The following is a 17,601-nucleotide window of genomic DNA, read 5'->3' as shown; positions in this document are numbered from 1 at the left end:
AATGCCGTATGTGAAGGCCTTACAGAAGACCGCACTCGATCACTCGTACATTCAGATAAAACCCTCTTGCATCCCGGGCGGCAACCACAGAAGACAGTAAATCGCACCGCCATCAAAACGTTCGGCCGACACAAGAAGGCTTTCCGGCAAGGTTATCCCACGTCACTTGTTCAGCGCATCTTTCAATGCTTTGGCGGGCTGAAAGGTTAGCTTTCTTGCCGCGGCCACTTTGATGGTTGCTCCGGTTCCTGGGTTCCGGGCTTCGCGTTCCGGCGTATCCTTGATCTTAAACTTGCCAAATCCCGGGAGGGACGTCTCGGCGCCGGCTGCCGCGGCCGCGGTGATGGATGCGAATACGGCCTCGACGATCGACTTGCTTTGCGCCTTGGTGAGGCTGTGCTCTGATGCGATTTTATCTGCAATTTCGTTGGTAGTGGTCATAGTAGTCCCCTTGTTGAACACGCTGGAATAGCTTCCATTCCAATCGCGTTCTGTCACCTGCCTGAAGCAGCGGAAAGGCTGCTAATGCCGCTATTTCCACAGGATCCGACAGGCCGATAGCCTTTGGTGCGCTTCCGACGCGCCAGTTCGAGGAAGTGTCTAGCCGCTTCATGTTCGGTTGCAAACATCTCGGTCATTTCGCCGCCGCCTTTGCCGATCCTTCCCCAGGCGCGCGTCACAGTGACCTCGCCAAACAACGTTGGCTGAATGAACAGCAGATAGTAGCGCGCCATATTCCTGGCCGTTTCGATGCGCTGGCAATAGAGCCTGTAGGGGTAAAGAGCCATGCTGACAGATTCGCCGCAATCGAATGTCGCCGTCCAACAAGATGGGGTGGTTGCCGCCCTCCTCAGGCGGCATCGCAATGTGCCAAAGATATGGTGTCTATAACCACCGATCGGAAAAGGACGGCAATCATGACGAAGGATATGATGATTGGGGTCGATTTGGCCAAGAATGTCTTCCAGCTGCATGCCGCATCTCTGACGGGACATCTTCTGTTTCGTAAGAAGCTGTCGCGGGAAGCGTTTCGGCGATTCATGGCTGAGCATCCACCTGCAATCGTGGTGATCGAAGCTTGCGGGAGCGCGCATTATTGGGCTCGCGAGATGGCCAAACACGGCCATGAGGTAAAGCTGATTGCTCCTCGTTACGTCAAGCCGTTCGTAAAGCGCCAGAAAAACGATGCTGCGGACGCCGAAGCAATCGTGATCGCGGCCCAGCGCCCGGAAATGCGTTTCGTCGAGCCGAAGTCTGCAGAGCAGCAAGGCAAAGCGATCCTGTTTCGCGCAAGGGAGCGACTTGTCCACCAGCGCACCGAACTGATCAATGCTCTGCGGGCCTATCTCTATGAATATGGCCATGTCGTTCCACAAGGGACACGTCAGCTCGGCAGAATTGAAGATATCCTGAATGCACCAAACTGCGATTTGCCTGACCTGGTCCGCGAAGAGTGCCGCACGTTGCTGGAGCAGATCGCTGAGAAGACGATCCGTATCGAAGCCCAGACCGGCAAGATCAAGAAATTGGCAGCGGAAGCGGATACAGCGCGACGCTTGCAGACTATCCCCGGAGTTGGTCCAATGACTGCTCTCGCCGTCGAAGCTTTTGCGCCGCCGATGGAGATATTTCGATGTGGCCGCGATTTTGCAGCCTGGCTCGGTCTTGTGCCACGCCAATTCTCGTCCGGTGGGAAAGAGCGGCTCGGACGCATCTCCAAAGCGGGGCAAACCGATATACGTAAACTGCTGATTGTCGGAGCGATGTCCCGTCTGAATTGGCTGGGTCGCCAATCGATTGTGAAGGGTTCGTGGCTTGCGCAGATGTTGATGCGGAAGCCACGGATGCTTGTGGCAATCGCATTGGCCAACAAAATGGCGAGGACAATCTGGGCGATGATAATCAGGAAAGAGGATTACCGGGTTCCGGCAGAGGCAGCTGTAATTTGATCAACGAGCTACGCAACGCTTATGCCGGATAAAAGGGGTGAAAGAAGGCGACGACCTGAATGGGCAAAATGATCGAACAGATCAGGGTCAGGAAAACCAGTCAAAACTGATGAGCAAAAAGCTCGACAACGAGATTTGGACCTGACCCGCAGATCACCATACCGGCCAGCGGCTTCTGGAAATGCCGTATGTGAAGGCCTTACAGAAGACCGCACTCGATCACTCGTACATTCAGATAAAACCCTCTTGCATCCCGGGCGGCAACCACAGAAGACTTTTGAATCGATCAGCCGCTATCGATTCAGAACGCTGATGAGACCTGGCGGCCTTATCAGGATCTTGTTGAAATGGCTTATCGCTCTCCTGTCCCTGCAAAGCTCTGGGTGGGTCTAATGCCCACGCCGACACCCCGCACTATCGGGACCGCATAGCTCTCGCGCCAACACGAACCTTGCCAGGTTCATCAATATCCTGGGTCTCTAATCTGCATATTGCTTCCGCATGGAAATGACCGACGAATGATCCCATGCCCGGCCATTGCCTGACGTCATCCCTTGGGCCTACAGCGGCAACCGCTTACGCTATCGCAAAACCGCTGGGCAGTTTTGCGGGGCAGGCTTTACTTTAAACCCCCTGTTGCATGATGGAGACAGTGTGGCAGGCTTTGCTTACATCGGCCAAAGCGGCCTTCCCAATTTGATCTAGCTCAAATCATCACCCTCCCGGTAGCAGATATTTCTCCCCGACCGCCACGAGTCTCGGATTGAAGGAGAAAGAGATGATATCCAGCAACATCGTTCGCGCCGTCGTAACGGCAGCCGCATTGGCCACGGCCTACACAACGCAAGCGGCTGATCTGGCTGGCGCGCAGGGTGCCGCGCCCGCCGTAACGAGCCAAAGCCCGTGGCAGATACGCCTGCGCGCGCTCGGCGTGATCACCAGGGACTCGGGCCGTGTCGACGGTTGGCCGGTTCTGACCTGTCCTACTCGAACACGGTCATTCCGGAATTCGATATTTCCTATTTCTTCAACGACAATATCGCGGCGGAACTGATTCTCGGTACGACCTATGCCAAGGTGTATGGCAGCGGCTCGATCGCAGGTCTCGGCGAAATCGGCAAAACATGGTTGCTGCCGCCGACGCTGACACTGCAATATCACTTTACCGATTTCGGCGCGTTTCGGCCCTATGTGGGCGCGGGCGTAAACTATACGATATTCTACGATCAATCAGGCAAAAGCGCCCGCAGCCTCGACGTAAAGAACGCATTCGGCGTCGCGCTGCAGGCCGGTTTCGACTACATGCTCGATGAGCATTGGGGTCTCAACGTCGATGCGAAGAAGATCTTCCTGAGGCCGGATTTCGATGCCAGCGTCGGCGGTGCCCATGTCAGCGGTAAAGCCAACCTCGATCCGTGGCTCATCGGCGCCGGCGTGACCTATCGCTTCTAAAGCAAATCGAACAGGCGCCAGTCTCCTACCGGCGCTTCTTCCTTCCGATGGGCGCCGCCGTTTCGGAGCAGTAGCCTTAATCTGCCGCGTGCTTGAGCTCCCTAAGCTTGTTCTTCCTCTACATGGGTTAACTCACGACTACATCCCCAATCCCAGTCCTTTGTTGAGGGTCCGCTTCAACTCGTATTCACGCGAGCACGGAGCTGCAGTACGCCTTATCGAGCGTGCCATCGCCTTGGCTGCCCGGCTTATCTGCACGTTTCCTTCACGCATGATCGCAGCCACTGATGGGCAGGATCCGCGTCCAGACGCGGGTGCCAAAATTGGGAAACCGTGACAGTCGTCGTGCGGGCCGGTAACGGGAATGTCGCCAAACCATGGCGGCCTAGCCTTGTCTCCCTTTCCGGCACGCTCGCAACAAGATCCGAGCCTCGGGCAAACGCCAATGCGGCAGAGAAACCTGGAACGATTGCAGCAACTCGGCGCCGAAGACCCTCGGCGGCCAAGGCATCGTCGATTGGCCCATGTTCTCGCCCACGCCTCGAGGCAGAAACATGTCCGAAGGCTGCGAAGCGCTCAGCCGTTATCATACCTTCCAGCAATGGATGTCCTTCGCGGACCGCGCCGATGAAGCGATCCTCGAAGAGGGCCTGAACCCGAAGTTCCGGCAACGGTTGGCTGGTCACGCCGATCTCCAGGTCTGCCCGCCCCGCGCGCAACGCCATATCATCGCCTTCCGCCTTTTGCGTAAAGCGCAATCGTACCCCCGGAGCTGCCTTTGTGACTCTAGCGATCAGGGAAACGCCGAAGGTCTCTACGAAGCCGTCATTTGCATGAATGGTGAACGTTGTCTCCAACCGCGCCAGATCAAGATCGCGTTCTGTGTGGATGATCGCCTGCGCATCTTCAGCAAGCAGCCGTAAACGCTCGCGTAGAGCTTCGACCCGCAATGTCGGCGTCAAGCCACGTCCCGAACGAACAAGCACCGGATCGCCGAGCAAGACCCGAATACGGCCGAGGGTTCGGCTCATGGCTGGAGCGGACAGATTCAGCTTTTTCGCTGCCGCCGCGACACTTCCCTCCGTCAGCAAGACATCAAGGGCGATCAGGAGGTTCAAATCAGGCAAGATCATTGATTGCCCTTTCGGGGAGGTGCTTCGGAAGAGTGCGTTTCACGCACGAATAGAGTTACAACCATGCAATTTTCACATCAATACCATGCTGCTACTTTCATCGAGCTCCACACGAACTGTGTGACGGCCGGTCCATCGGGCCACGTAGCAGACCCACACCTTCGGATAGCAATGACTCACATGGTTCATCAGCGCAGTCACCCTGCCACGCATCATCGACCTGTCCATTTCGGATATGTGCTAACCGGATTGTCTCTCGGCATCCTGTTGTCACAGCTCGGTACGAACGTCGTGGGCGTCGCCCTGCTAACATTCATGCAGGAGTTCGGTGCGTCCTTCGCCGAGGTCCAATGGGTAGTCGTCGCCTACCTTCTGACCGTCACGGCCTTGATCGTCGGTGTCGGGCGCTTTGCAGATCAACTCGGCAAAAAGAAACTCTATCTCGGCGGGCTCATCTGCTTCGTGGCAGCGTCGATGGTCTGCGCTCTTGCGCCGAATTTGATGGTGTTGATTGTCGGTCGAGGAATCCAAGGCCTCGGTGGCGCAATTATCATGGCGTTGAGCTTCGCCTTTGTCGGCGAGATCATTCCAAAAAACCGCATTGGCTTGGCAATGGGCGTCCTCTCGATGATGGTGGCGTTCGGTATTGCCCTCGGCCCATCGCTCGGCTCGCTCGCGCTCCTGACCTTCGGCTGGAGGGCCATGTTCTGGATGAACCTTCCGTTAGGGCTGCTCACCTACATTCTCCTGGATCGCCATCTGCCTCGAGCTGCCGGCGTTGCCGAGCGCGTTCACTCTCCGGTCAATTTCGATTGGCTAGGCATGATTGCCCTGAGCTTCACGCTTTTTGCCTATTGCGTCGCGATGACTCTGTCGGGCAGCCAAGGCATCGACAGTCCCTTGTTTCTTCCGTGCCTGACAGGTGCAGTTCTGGGCCTGGCCCTCTTTCTGGCAATCGAGATCAAGGTTCGGCGCCCATTATTATCGCTGAGCCTGTTTCGAGATCGGTTGCTCTCGACCAGTATGATGATCAGCGTACTCGCCTATGCAGTCATGATGGCTACCCTGGTGTTGGGGCCGATCTTCCTGACGCGTGGTATCGGCCTTGATACCCGTACAACCGGTCTCATCATGACGGTTGGCCCATTGACCTCTGCAATGATGAGCGTTCCAGCTGGTTGGTTGTCCGACCGTGCGGGGCCAAGGCTCGCACTATTGAGCGGGCTCACCCTAATGACCACCGGCTCGACTCTCATGTCGATGATCACGATAGATCATGGCGCTCGCGATTACATCGCCTCGATCATTCCCATCAGTCTCGGCCTGGCCCTCTTCCAGACCCCCAACAACACGGCCGTGATGAGCGTTGCGCGACCTGAGCAGCGTGGCCTGGTGTCGGCGCTCCTCGCGCTTGGCCGTAACCTCGGCCTGATCACCGGGGCGTCGTTGATGGGCGCCATCTTCAACGCCACCGGCGGCCAGGCCCGTCCAGCGAGTGGCGAGGCTAGCGCGACCATGCATGCCGCAATAACCCTGGGCATGCAGAGCACGTTCCGCGTTGCAGCTCTACTAGCGGGATGTGCCCTGATCCTTGCCCTGGCCGGTTTTAGACAACGCACCGGAGACCGCATGCCCAAATAGGCTGCCGACGCAGTTTTTGCATCACAGTTATCAAACATGGAGAACACCAATGACTGACATGCCCCATGACGACCTCCTAGAGACCGCCATCGCTTGCCGCATACTGCATATGGAAGGCCATGCTGATATGACGCTCGGACACCTGTCGCTGCGTGATCCTTCCGGGCGAGGTGTCTGGATCAAACGCTCCGGTATCGGGCTGGGTGAGGTCATGGGTCCCGAAGATTTCGTGCTGATCGATTTCGATGGGTGCAGGCTTGCGGGAGAAGGCCGCCTTCATAAGGAATGGCCCATCCACACGGAAGTCCTGCGGGCGCGACCGGATTTATGCTCGGTCGGGCATAGTCACCCGTTCTATGGAACTGCTTTCTCCGCGCTCGATGTCGAGTTGCAGGCGGTCTCGAACGAGGCCGTCAGCCTTGGTCTTCCGGTTGGGCGTTTCGACGAGACAACCGGCTTGATCGACACGCCGGTACTTGGCGTCAGCCTGGCACGTTCTCTCGGCTCGGGATCTACCGTGCTCATGCGCAATCACGGGGTTTTGTTCGCAGGCAGCTCGATTGCGGAAGCGGCATTGATGGGCCTCTTTCTTGAGGGGGCCTGCCGCGCGCAGATGCAACTGCTCGCCACCCAACTATCATACAAAGCAACATCACCATCCGAGCTGGCAAAAAAGAAAAACCAGGTTTTCGATGCCCCGCTCATTGACACCTTCTGGTCATTTTATAAGCGCAAGCTGGAAATGCGAAGCATCTAACAGATCGTCAGCGACGCAGTTTACCAACGCGACGTGTCTCATCAGCGATTTGGCGGCGCACCACTTGATGTGCCTGATCTCGCCGTCGGAAAGAATTGAGCCCTCTAACGGATCGGTGTGCTCGCCGCGGGCGTAGGCGGAGACGACCTGTTGACCGGTTGGATACGCACCGGCGCTCTCTGGCATCCGTAGGGCGTAGGTCGGTGCCAGCGATGCACCGAGAAAGACGGAGCTCAGGAGAGCAACTGAAGCCAATTGTGCGATCGTGGACATCGACGACACCGATTGTTGTTCGTCGAAGGAACGGCATTTGCGGGCTTTCGGTTCCAATTGGGCCGGTCGACAGCAGCCGTCGGAGGTTATGTCGCCTGGCACCGCCGAGATGGGGCTGCGGGGCAGCATCCGGCGCGTGGTCGCAGCCGCTTCGGAAGGGGCGGGGCGAATGGTGACGACGTCGAAAATCTTCTCCACGTCGACTATGATGCCATCGGTGTAATGCTTGCACAACTGTCGGCCCATGCGAGCGGCAAGCGTGGCGCCTTGATGAAGGTCAGGCTAGAGCCTTGTCGTGGAAAGGGAATGAGATGAGAGACGAAGATTTTGAGCTGTTTATCGAGAATTTTGGTGAAGCGACGAGCCGCGTCGAGGTCCCTCAAGCCAGCTTCGAAAGATTCGAGAAGACGCTGCCCGCTCAACTCTTGAAATATTGGTCCGAAGAAGGATGGGCAAGCTACTTGGACGGACTATTCTCGATCGTGAATCCCGACGAATACCAAGACGTTTTAGATATGTGGCTTGAGGACACGATCTTCGAACAGGTCGATAGCTACCACGTCATCGCCAGGACGGGTTTCGGGAAGTTGTATGTATGGGGTGATAAAACGGGGCCCAGCTTGACGGTTTCGTGCCCGACGCATTCTCTTATTGCTCTGGAAAAAGATTTTAAGGGGCCGCTCAAGAATCCGGACTTTCGGGTGCAGACGTTCTTCGGCGCCAAGACGCCAAGCGAATGTGACTTTAAGGATGCGGCGAAGCAACCGCTATTCAAACGCGCTGCCGGCAAGCTAGGACCGCTTGAGCGGGATGAATTGTATGGCTTTGAGCCTGCCCTGATTGCCGGTGGTCAAATGAATCTCGACCATCTGAAAAAGGTCAAACTGGACGTTCACTTGACGCTCTTGCGGCAGCTTGCGCCGCCGAAAGTTCCGTTCCTTAGTACTTCAATTGGCGCTGTCGCAAATCATACATTCGCAAAACTCTGACGTTCCATCGTCACACCGCGCAAGGCTTGCCGTCGCCAACATGATCGCCAGCATCGCCTGGGCGATTATGGCGAGAAACGTGAACTTCCGGCCGGGCGACGCCACCGGCGACAGCGCTAAGGTCGCAGCGTCGGCCTGATCACGACCGTGCCCCTTCGGGCCAAACAGTTGGCGGAGTGACGATGGTATGATGTACGGCATAGCGGAATGGACCGCACGAACCGAAGAACGCGCGGTGTTGTCTTGCGCACCAACAGCGCGTCAACGTGATAGGGATCGGATCAAGCGGACAACGTCAGGGCCAGCGGTTATCTTGTGCCGCGCTTACAGGCCGGAGACATGACTGCACCCGACCGCAAAGCTCCACCATCGGCCAAAATCACATTGCCAAGCGGACACCATCCAGACATGACATCACCCTAACGAATGGATCACGGTCGCCTGCAAAAATCTGCAACTTCCCAATTAGTGCCGGATCCTGAAGCCAATAGATCAACGTGACCATATTCGCGCAGCGATTGGGATCTTCGCCGTTTAGCCTGTCGTCGATGGCATCCCCGGTTCCTTGGAAGACGACCGAAAAGATTGTGGAATTTCTCGCCCGTCACTTCAACCCTCATGGGATGACGCGGAGTTCACTGATTCCCTGGGGTGCTTGACTAGGCGAGGCACGAGGAAGACTAGCAGGCCAAGGACCCCCATGCAGAGCGACAACACGAGGATTACGGCGTCCGCGCCGAAGCCGGCCGAAAACGTGCCGACGGCGATGCCAGCGAGCGGCTGCGTCATATTATTAAGGAGGATGACGACACCCGTAGTCTTGCCGTAGTCGCGCGCCGGGATGAGTTTCTGGCGCGCGCTGCGGATATAGACATTGAACATCTTGTCGAATCCGATGATCAACAGGAAACCGAACACGTAGCCGGCGATGCCGGCGCTGGCTGCTGCCATGACGCCGCCGACGCAAATGGCGCAGAATGCCGTGAAGCCAAGGATAGGACCAGGAATAGGCAATCTCGCTGTCATCAGGAGGATAACAATCGTCACGCAGGCCCCGGCGGCCTGTAATCCGGCGTAATAGCTTCCGCTCTGATGATGGATGCCGGTGACCATCGCGGCAGAGGTAGCAAGCGTGACGCCGATTACGAGGTTTTCGGCGCATGCCAGCAAGATTACCGATTTGAGGCCGGGCAGACCGACCACGTGCGACAGGGCGGTCTTGATCGGCTTGAACCAGCTACCATACTCGCGTTCGGGCATGACAAACTGAAATGCACTTTCCCTCTGCCAGTACGCCAGTGCCATATCGGCGATAAAAAATAGCGTGGCCGTAGCGATCACGACGAATTCCCAGTGCCACCAAGAAAGTAGAAGGGCCGCGAGCATCGGACCGAGCACTGTTCCCAACTGGTCGGCTAGCTGGGAATAGGACAAGACTTTCTCAAAGCGATGGCTCCTGAATATCTGCGGCAACATCACTTCTCGCGCAACAATACCCTGGCTGGTCAACATACCGCACAGGGCCGACAATGCAATTAGCCACCCGATACCGCTGATGAGATAATAGCCAGCAACGCCACCGATACACACAACAGCACGAAGTATTTGGCTGAAGCGCATCAGTCGCGTCGGCGAATACCTGTCGCAGAGCGCTCCGAGAAATGGAAAGCATATGTATCGCGGCAGAGTTTCGAGCGTGAACGCGACTCCTGACCACGATACACTCCCAGTCATCTGGAAGATGACTAACGGCACTAGGAACAGCAAGATTTGGTCGGCGAGGCGAGCGAGAAAGAGAGAAAGAAAGAAAGCTTGGTGTTGCGCACGCATGAACACAAACCTACCGATATCGCAGGAAAAACAAAAAGCGTACCACTGATACGGCGCGGTCGCCGTGCGAGCTGGCTTCTAGGTTCGAATGTGGCACATCTCAACAGGTGGACACTTCGGCGCTCTCTAGATTGTGTCGTTCGCGTCCTTTGAGCGAGGGATTGAATACGCTCACGAGAATCGAATCCTCGTTCTTGCCGCCGCGTAGATAGTGCCGATCATGCTTATTGAGCACATAGATTGTACCGGGACGAATTTGGAAGACATCTTCATTTACATCGTCACCTTCACCGGAAATGCAATAGCATGCCTCAAGGTGGTTTCTGTATTCCAGCAGAGACTCAGTACCAGCACGTACCATCGTATGACAAACGCCATAGCCCATACCATTACTTTCTGTTAGCAGGCGGTGGCTAGTGCCAGAGCACCATTCAAATACCAGACCACTATTCTTAAAATCTTGTAGATTTCGAACAAACATTTGTACTACTTTCTTTATTGTCTGGAGTGTTGCAACAGCGAATTCTATGGGCGACACTCATCACTGATGAAATGCACTTGCTCGCTTTCGCCGTGCACAAATCTATATTGTCTGCATCAATATCCTTTGAGAGGCTATGCCACAAGGGGGGTTGGCTAACGGCGTCTGACGTGCGTCCAACAAGTTAGACCATTCAGATCTACCTCCAGATAGGTGCCGTCCATACGTTGGAGGCAGGGAAGCAATTCCCGGGAAAGCATGTGGAGTTCGCCAGGCTCGTCGAGCACGCGCATCATTTCTTCGCTCTGGATGCGGCGGCCACGGCAAGGACGTGGCGCTGGTCGAGGGGATATTGGTCCGCGCAGACATCGCCTCGGGACGCGTGGTCGCGCCCATCGGCCTACGAGAGTAGCTAATGGCTTCCAGGCGGCGGTGATGCTGCGCGCATATGCCCGGCCCGCGATCACTCCTCTGCTCAACTGGCTGGCCGCCGAGACTACCGGGAGACATCGCCGGCATCTAGCCCATAAGCCCTCCAGGATGCTAACAGATGCTCAGGTTGGCGTGCCATTCGCCGGGCCTCGTCTCGGAGGTTTCAATCAATCCGCAAACTGTCGCGGGTCGCCATGAAATCCGGCTCGTAAGTTTTGAAATTGGTCGGCGACGCGGTGAGGCTCAACGCTTGCACCGTGTGGCGTCCGATGGTGACGATCAATAATTGCTCCAGGACATCCGCCTTATCCTTCAGCACCGTGCATCGCATCTGTCGAGCCGGAAAGCCGAGCAGGAGCACCAGCTGTCGCCTGACGGACGTTAAGTTTACGGTGCCGTCAGATCTGCTGAAGGTGCAGGAAGCACCTGGCGATCCATTTCACCACCCGGACACGCGCTGAAACGATTCCCGTGACACTAGTGTCCAGGTGCAATCACGGGAGCGGCCGCTTGCGTCGCGCCAGTGCGATCACCACAACGCCGACAATGACGACCAGAGCTCCCCGATAAATCCAGGGCGACTGGTCGATCATGAAGCTCTCGGCCGGATACGGAAAATACCCACTGCCCTGCCCCATCCAGACGAGACCGATCAGAACAAGCAGTCCTCCTAAACCATATGCAAGCTTCACCATAGCGATCTCCTTGTTCCAGATTGGCGATCAGAAAAAGTAGCGACAATTTCAATGAATGCGACGATTGGGAATTCCGCCTGCAGCGGCAGACCTCTCCTCGCCTGCAAAAGGGTCGGGATAGGCGAAGCCAGATGGCCTGGTGCTTTAACCCGGGACACCCGCTTGCTGGCAAACTACATCCCCAACCCCAGCCCCTTGTTGAGGGTCCGCTTCAGCTCATATTGACGCGATAGCTCTGCCCTCTGCGCTCGATCGACTATACGAGCGATAATCTCGATACGATCGAGCTTTTCCGTGACCACCGGTCCAAGCCGCAAGTTCTCCTTCTTCAACCTGCGCGGATCGGAACTTCCGAACCGTTGCTCAAGCGCCTGGACGATCGTCTTCGCCTCATCGAGGGCCTGTCGTCCTTCCGGCGTGCCCGACAACTGTTCGAGGAATTTCGGTTTCTCTGCCTGGGGCAAGGCATCGAGCTGCTTCAGGAGCGCTTCACTGCTTGGGGTAAGCCCAGGAACCTCGATGACATCGCGCTTTTCGCGATTCCACATTTCCGATCGGCGCTCCGCCTCCAGCCGGCGTTCCCATGTGTGAGTGGCTGAGGACACATGTTGGCTAAGCCCCTTCGCAAAATGACGTGCAGCTTTGCGCTCCTTGTTGTCACCAAGAAGCCCGGACTTGCCGCGCAGTTCGCCGAACTGCTCGGGCCGCTCGGCAACCGCTTTCGCCAGCGCATGAGCATCCATGCCTTTATCGACGATGGCCAGGCTAAACTGCGCGGCAACGCCATCCGGCTCAACATAGACATTCGCACCAACGGAGCGCACCGCGTCCATGGCACGCTCGAAGTCAGGCCGCGCTTTCTCACGGGCCACGTCCTCGACACTGCGGGAATAGTTCGTCAGCGCCGGCACAAGCGGCTCGACCTTCTCGACTGCCTTGTCGATCCGCTCTTGATCCCGACCGTGTGAGGGGCTGACGGCAATCTCGCTGCGAACGCCAAACTCTTCGGCCAGACCCCTCCGCTCAGCAAAGGCACCGATATAATCCAGCGTCGTTTCCTTGGCGCCAGATCGGCTCAGGCTGGCGCTGAGCGCCTTCATGTTCTTGAGCTCGTCCGAAGCCACATAAAGCTTCACGCCGTCGCGATGGCGCGTCATCGCCACATAGGCTAGATGCCGATCCATGGAGGCGGACGCCATCACAAAAGTTCGATCGACGGTCCCACCCTGCGACTTATGAATCGTCGTCGCATAGCCATGGTCAAAGGCTTGGTAACGATTGACTGGTATCGAGATGACGCGGGCACCGTTCCGCCCGTCAGCTGAGCCGTCGAGACGTATCTGTAGTGCGTCCGCCTCGACGGCTTGCACCCTTCCCAGCATGCCATTCTTGACACCAAGATCGCGATTGTTCTCCAACAGAACGATGCGATCGCCGGATGCAAAGGCGCGCTTGCCGTCATTGGTCTGATAGATCACTTCGCGGCCCAGCGTATCGGCGTCCCGGTCATTCTTGGCAGCCCCCTCGCCTGCACCAGACGCCAACAACCCACGTTCCTGCAGCGCGGCACGAATATCGGCGTTGACAGCCCGAACGTCGGCGCGGCGATGCGCCAGCGCGATGCGAGACCCGGACGGGCGCTGTTCCAGATCGGCCAGGTAGTCGCGCACCAACGCGGTCCGTGTCTCGTCCCGGTCAGCGCCGAACTGAACCCCACCCCGATCGGCATAGGCGGCCAATCCCTCGCCGGTGCGATGGGTGGCAAAGGCGATCGACGCACGGCGCTGCCAATCCTCCTTCTGCCGGCGGATTTCGGAGAGTTCGACCGCACCCACCCGTTCGGCAATCGCTCTGAACGGTGAGCCGGCGCCGATCGCCTGCAGCTGTTCGTGATCGCCGACGAGCACCAGCTTTGCTCCCCTCGCCTCCGCTTCCGCGACGAAGCGTGCCAGTTGCCGACTGCCAACCATGCCGGCTTCGTCGATGACCAGGATGTCGCCCTTTCCAAGCTCGCCCTTCCCTGCCTGCCACCCATATTCCCATGAGGCCAATGTGCGTGATGCGATGCCGGAGGACTCTTCCAATCCCTCCGCCGCCTTGCCGGCCAGTGCCGCCCCATGAACGCGGTAGCCTTGGCGCTCCCAGGCATCGCGAGCGGCCGCCAGCATCGTCGACTTACCCGCCCCTGCAAACCCGATCACAACAGCGATTTGCTGCGCTCCGGTGACATGCTGAATGGCCAGGCGCTGTTCATCGCTCAAGCCCGACCGCTCGATCGCTCGCTCGCGATCGACCAGCAGCATCGCGCCGCGTTCAACTTTTCCGGAGAGGGAGGACGCGGTCCTTGCCCGGATGGCGCTGTCCTGTAAGTCTATTGCTTGATCGACATGATGTCGATCAACGCCATGGCCGAGAGCGGCCCCCATCTTCGATGCCCTCTCGGCCATGGCACGTTCGATTTCGACCATCTCCCGCGTCGAGTAGCGCGCCAGCTCCCCATGGCCCAGCTCCCCATCCCGCTCTGGCTGCAGTTCGACCAATGCCGGCGACGCCATGACAGCTGCAAACGCATTGCGGAATGCCTGCACATCGTCGATATAGCGATGCAAAGCGCGAGCGACATCATGACGATCGAACACGCTCTTCTCGCCGGTGATGATCGTCAGCACCTGCTCGGGCTTCTCGCGGATCAGCGCCGCGTTTCGCCGTGCCGCCCGCTCTTCCAGACGCCGGCGCGACACATCCATGCCGCGCTGATCCATCTGCGAGGCATGCACACCCATATGCTCGGTCGGCTCGATCTCCAGCCCGCGCTCCAGATGCGAGCGATGATCGATCCGCACCTCAAGACCGGCGCGCACCAGATGGCGATTGGCATGATGCTCCCACGCCTGGCGAATATCGCGAAGCTGCATGTGCGAGGTCGGCTGATCGTTGTTCAACAACCACTTGTTCTCGCGCTCGATCAGGGTCTTCTCGCCAAGCCCATCCGGCCCGACCGTCCGCGTCGTCATCAGCAGATGCGCATGGACGTTGCGAACGTCCCCCTGCCCTTGCGGCTGGTGAATGGCAAAGTCGACCGCGGCGCCATAACGGTTCGCCAGGTCGCGCGCGAAGTCCCGCGTCAGTGAAAGCCGCTGCTCCAGATTGAGCTCATGCGGAAGCGCGATCTCGAACTCACGCGCCACCCGCGCATCCTTGCGCACCTCGGCGCGCTCGACCGCATTCCAAAGGCTGGATCGATCGCGCGCCCAATCGGCTTCGACACCTTCCGGTAGCACGATCTCCGCATGGTCGACACCTTGCTTGCGGGTGAAGTCGTGCACCAGGCCATCGCGCTCATTGGTGAGTTTGACGGCCGCACGATAGGCAGCGGATGCCACCGCGCTGCGGCCGCCGCTCCGAGCTATGGTCTTCATGCTGCAATGATAAATCGCCAAGCATAATTTCCCGATTTGAATTTTAGCATAGCAAAGCTCGAGTTGTCTCACAACTCGTAAGTGCGCCCTTGGAATTCTGTTCGCTTCGCTCACGCCACTCCGGGATCAGGCAAGACGCACCATCCCCCATATAGGCCCCCATATATTCAGGGTTGTTGCAGGCGCAACGCTGTGTAGTCTCATCAGCATGCCGGAAAGCAACGCATCGATGCAACGGCAATTCCCGTTCTTCCTCAAAACAGTGTGACAGACACCGGACATGAAGGAATAACAATGGCACGCAAGACCCTGGAACAACGCATCGCCGAACTGGAGGTTCGCAAGAAGACGCTGCAGGCGCGTCTTGGCAAACGGGAACGCGCGGAAGACACGCGGCGCAAGGTGTTGCTCGGGGCGCTCGTGCTCCATCGGCTGGAGAACTCCAACGATGCCGACTTCACCCGACGACTGGGCGACTGGTTGCGCAGGGAGCTGCCCGGTTTCCTCACTCGCGATGGTGACAAAGCCCTGTTCGACGACATCCTCAAGCCGGCGTCATCGCCGGAAACAATTGGCGACGGGAAATGACATTTACCCGCCTGCTGAAACTGAGCATCAAGGCGCCGGTCATGGCCGTCGCAGGTGCGATCATCGGCATTCTGTTTGCCGGACTGCTCGTACTTACCAACGGTCTCATCCATCTCGTTGCCGGGATTGAGCATGGGGCGGCGAGCCAGCTCTTCGTTGCCATCGCCAAATATCTGCCGCTTCTATTTGGCGTCGGCGGTTTCCTCTCGGCCTTCATGACGGATGCTCCGATCCCTGCCGTCTTCGGCTCTGCCCGCTGGGCAACGACGAAAGAGTTGCAGACGCTTTCAGCCACCGATAATGGCCTGCTGATCGGCCGGGATCCGGTGACGAACAGGCTGCTGCGCTATGACGGACCTGCGCATCTGCTGACGATGGCACCGACACGAACTGGCAAGGGCGTCGGCACCATCATTCCCAATTTGCTGACCGCCGAACGATCGGTGATCTGCATCGATCCGAAGGGTGAAAATACCAAAGTCACCGGTCGTGCTCGAGCGCAATTCGGGCCGGTCCATATCCTCGATCCATTCGGCGTGACGGGACAACAATCCGCCGCCTTCAATCCCCTTGATACGCTCGATCCAAATGGCCTCGACGTTGCCGAAGACGCAAGCATGCTTGCCGACGCCCTCGTCTTCGACGAACCCGGCATGGCGGGGGAAGCGCATTGGAACGAGGAGGCCAAGGCGCTCATTGCCGGATTGATCCTCGCGATTGCCGTTGTGGAATCTCCGGAGCGCCGACACCTCGCAACGCTGCGCGACTATCTGACGTTTCCGCCGGAACGGTTCGCCACGCTGCTCGCCGTCATGCAGGAGATGGAAGAGGTGAACGGTCTGATTGCCCGCGCCGCCAATCGGCATCTCGGCAAGTCCGATCGGGAGGCCGCCGGCGTGCTCTCGGCTGTCCAACGTCACACTCATTTCCTCGACAGTCCGCGCATGATGGCCGTGCTCGGCCGATCGGATTTCCGCTTCGCCGATCTTAAACGTGGCAACGCGACGGTGTTCCTGGTCTTACCGCCGGATCGGCTCTCCACCTATTCGCGATGGCTACGGTTGCTGGTCACGCAAAGCCTCACCGACATGGCGCGTGATCCGGCCTCCCCTGCCCTGCCTGTGCTCTACCTGCTCGACGAATTCGCCGCTCTCGGCCATCTCGCTCCTGTTGAACGCGCCATGGGTTTGATGGCCGGCTATGGCGTTCAGCTCTGGCCGATCCTCCAGGACATTCATCAGCTGCGCGCCACCTATGGCAAGCGCGCCGGCACCTTCCTGTCGAACGCCGCTGTCCTCCAGGTGTTCGGGGTCAACGATATCGAAACCGCCGAGCTGATCACCCGGTCGATTGGCAAAACGGACGCCCAATACCTCACCCGGTCGTAGAGCGAGGGCAAGAAGTCCACATCGGAACACATCTCGGCGCGTGATCTCGTCAACGCCGATGAGATCATGCGCCTACCGGCCGACAAGATGATTGTGCTGAGACAGGGGCAACGGCCGGCGTGGGTCAGGAAGTTGCGGTACTATGCCGATGCGGAATTTGAGGGGACTTTTGATCCGGCGTGAACCGTCTCCGGTAGATCGAAGGCGCATCACGGGCCGGTTCGTAAGACCTCCGACAAGCCACCTTTATGATAGAGGTCGCCGGCCCTAACCTTCGCGTTGAGCAGCAACCGACCTTATGGGGAACATGTCTTCCCCATAATGGTGAAGGCGCGTGTGATGGCGTCGGCAGAGCCAACGAACTTGCAATGGGTCTTCGTACTGGTCGTGATGAGCGTCGACCGCTTCAGTGCCGCAGACCTCGCAAACCTCTTTTTCCAGTTGCCCGGTCTTCAACGCTTTCTGGACCGCCAGATGCGCGTCGTATTTTGCCGGATTCGCTCGGCGCCAATCCGCCTGTCGCGTCTCGCTTTCGATCATGATGTTGGCCCAGTCATGTTGTTTCGAGCATACA

14 protein-coding genes and 3 pseudogenes are annotated in these 17,601 nt (G+C 58.0%); 7 read left to right on the top strand and 10 right to left on the bottom strand.

The genetic code is table 11. The annotated features are described in order from the left end of the window. Positions 1 to 162 precede the first annotated feature (162 nt). Both FHT28_RS33985 and FHT28_RS33980 read right to left on the bottom strand, forming a co-directional pair. A complete protein-coding gene (locus tag FHT28_RS33985) occupies positions 163 to 462 on the bottom strand; it encodes an HU family DNA-binding protein (protein WP_348645055.1) in 300 nt (99 codons plus the stop codon). Positions 463 to 494: 32 nt separating this feature from the next. Then, positions 495 to 788, bottom strand: coding sequence for a WGR domain-containing protein (locus tag FHT28_RS33980; protein ID WP_145646560.1), 294 nt, complete (start codon positions 786 to 788; stop codon positions 495 to 497). A 129-nt stretch (positions 789 to 917) separates the two neighbouring features. Here FHT28_RS33980 and FHT28_RS33975 point away from each other — a divergent pair, with 129 nt between their 5' ends. Beyond that, positions 918 to 1,949, top strand: coding sequence for an IS110 family transposase (locus FHT28_RS33975; RefSeq protein WP_145646562.1), 1,032 nt, complete (start codon positions 918 to 920; stop codon positions 1,947 to 1,949). A gap of 778 nt (positions 1,950 to 2,727) precedes the next feature. Further along, positions 2,728 to 3,401: pseudogene (locus FHT28_RS33970) on the top strand (OmpW family protein). 248 nt (positions 3,402 to 3,649) lie between these two features. On the opposite strand, the gene FHT28_RS33965 reads toward FHT28_RS33970, so the two are convergent. Continuing rightward, positions 3,650 to 4,534, bottom strand: a complete 885-nt coding sequence (locus FHT28_RS33965; RefSeq protein ID WP_145646570.1) for a LysR family transcriptional regulator — start codon at positions 4,532 to 4,534, stop codon at positions 3,650 to 3,652. 63 nt (positions 4,535 to 4,597) lie between these two features. Here FHT28_RS33965 and FHT28_RS33960 point away from each other — a divergent pair, with 63 nt between their 5' ends. Further along, entirely contained in the window at positions 4,598 to 6,175 is a 1,578-nt protein-coding gene (locus tag FHT28_RS33960; protein WP_145646572.1) for an MFS transporter, read from the top strand. After that, complete coding sequence (locus FHT28_RS33955) at positions 6,126 to 6,932, top strand: class II aldolase/adducin family protein (protein ID WP_246705029.1); 807 nt, start codon at positions 6,126 to 6,128, stop codon at positions 6,930 to 6,932. The genes FHT28_RS33960 and FHT28_RS33955 overlap by 50 nt, the downstream gene beginning before the upstream one ends. Here FHT28_RS33955 and FHT28_RS33950 read toward each other — a convergent pair. Beyond that, on the bottom strand, positions 6,894 to 7,403 hold the full coding sequence (locus tag FHT28_RS33950) for a hypothetical protein (protein WP_145646577.1): 510 nt from the start codon (positions 7,401 to 7,403) through the stop codon (positions 6,894 to 6,896). The genes FHT28_RS33955 and FHT28_RS33950 overlap by 39 nt on opposite strands. 113 nt (positions 7,404 to 7,516) lie before the next feature. Between FHT28_RS33950 and FHT28_RS33945 the strand changes: the two genes are divergently transcribed. Beyond that, complete coding sequence (locus FHT28_RS33945) at positions 7,517 to 8,194, top strand: GAD-like domain-containing protein (protein WP_145646579.1); 678 nt, start codon at positions 7,517 to 7,519, stop codon at positions 8,192 to 8,194. A 609-nt stretch (positions 8,195 to 8,803) separates the two neighbouring features. On the opposite strand, the gene FHT28_RS33940 is transcribed toward FHT28_RS33945, so the two are convergent. The 5 genes and pseudogenes from FHT28_RS33940 to traA all read right to left on the bottom strand — a co-directional run bounded on the left by FHT28_RS33940 (position 8,804) and on the right by traA (position 15,072). Continuing rightward, positions 8,804 to 10,024, bottom strand: coding sequence for an MFS transporter (locus FHT28_RS33940; RefSeq protein WP_145646581.1), 1,221 nt, complete (start codon positions 10,022 to 10,024; stop codon positions 8,804 to 8,806). Positions 10,025 to 10,124: 100 nt separating this feature from the next. Continuing rightward, complete coding sequence (locus FHT28_RS33935) at positions 10,125 to 10,505, bottom strand: ectoine synthase (RefSeq protein ID WP_145646583.1); 381 nt, start codon at positions 10,503 to 10,505, stop codon at positions 10,125 to 10,127. Between the two features lie 595 nt (positions 10,506 to 11,100). Beyond that, a pseudogene (locus FHT28_RS33930) lies at positions 11,101 to 11,313 on the bottom strand (DUF4946 domain-containing protein); the annotation flags it as partial. A gap of 118 nt (positions 11,314 to 11,431) precedes the next feature. Next, on the bottom strand, positions 11,432 to 11,632 hold the full coding sequence (locus tag FHT28_RS33925) for a hypothetical protein (RefSeq protein ID WP_113349401.1): 201 nt from the start codon (positions 11,630 to 11,632) through the stop codon (positions 11,432 to 11,434). A gap of 173 nt (positions 11,633 to 11,805) precedes the next feature. Further along, on the bottom strand, positions 11,806 to 15,072 hold the full coding sequence (gene traA / locus FHT28_RS33920) for a Ti-type conjugative transfer relaxase TraA (protein WP_145646587.1): 3,267 nt from the start codon (positions 15,070 to 15,072) through the stop codon (positions 11,806 to 11,808). Positions 15,073 to 15,345: 273 nt separating this feature from the next. Here traA and FHT28_RS33915 point away from each other — a divergent pair, with 273 nt between their 5' ends. Beyond that, positions 15,346 to 15,639, top strand: a complete 294-nt coding sequence (locus FHT28_RS33915) for a mobilization protein (protein ID WP_145646589.1) — start codon at positions 15,346 to 15,348, stop codon at positions 15,637 to 15,639. A 245-nt stretch (positions 15,640 to 15,884) separates the two neighbouring features. Then, positions 15,885 to 17,210, top strand: a pseudogene (locus FHT28_RS33910) (type IV secretory system conjugative DNA transfer family protein); the annotation flags it as partial. Positions 17,211 to 17,294: 84 nt separating this feature from the next. On the opposite strand, the gene FHT28_RS33905 reads toward FHT28_RS33910, so the two are convergent. Next, entirely contained in the window at positions 17,295 to 17,567 is a 273-nt protein-coding gene (locus FHT28_RS33905; RefSeq protein ID WP_145646620.1) for a hypothetical protein, read from the bottom strand. Between the last annotated feature and the right edge of the window lie 34 nt (positions 17,568 to 17,601).

It is taken from the genome of Rhizobium sp. SG570 (assembly GCF_012275345.1).
Taxonomy (GTDB): domain Bacteria; phylum Pseudomonadota; class Alphaproteobacteria; order Rhizobiales; family Rhizobiaceae; genus Rhizobium; species Rhizobium lusitanum.
This window is presented reverse-complemented; position numbering and strand designations above follow the sequence as displayed.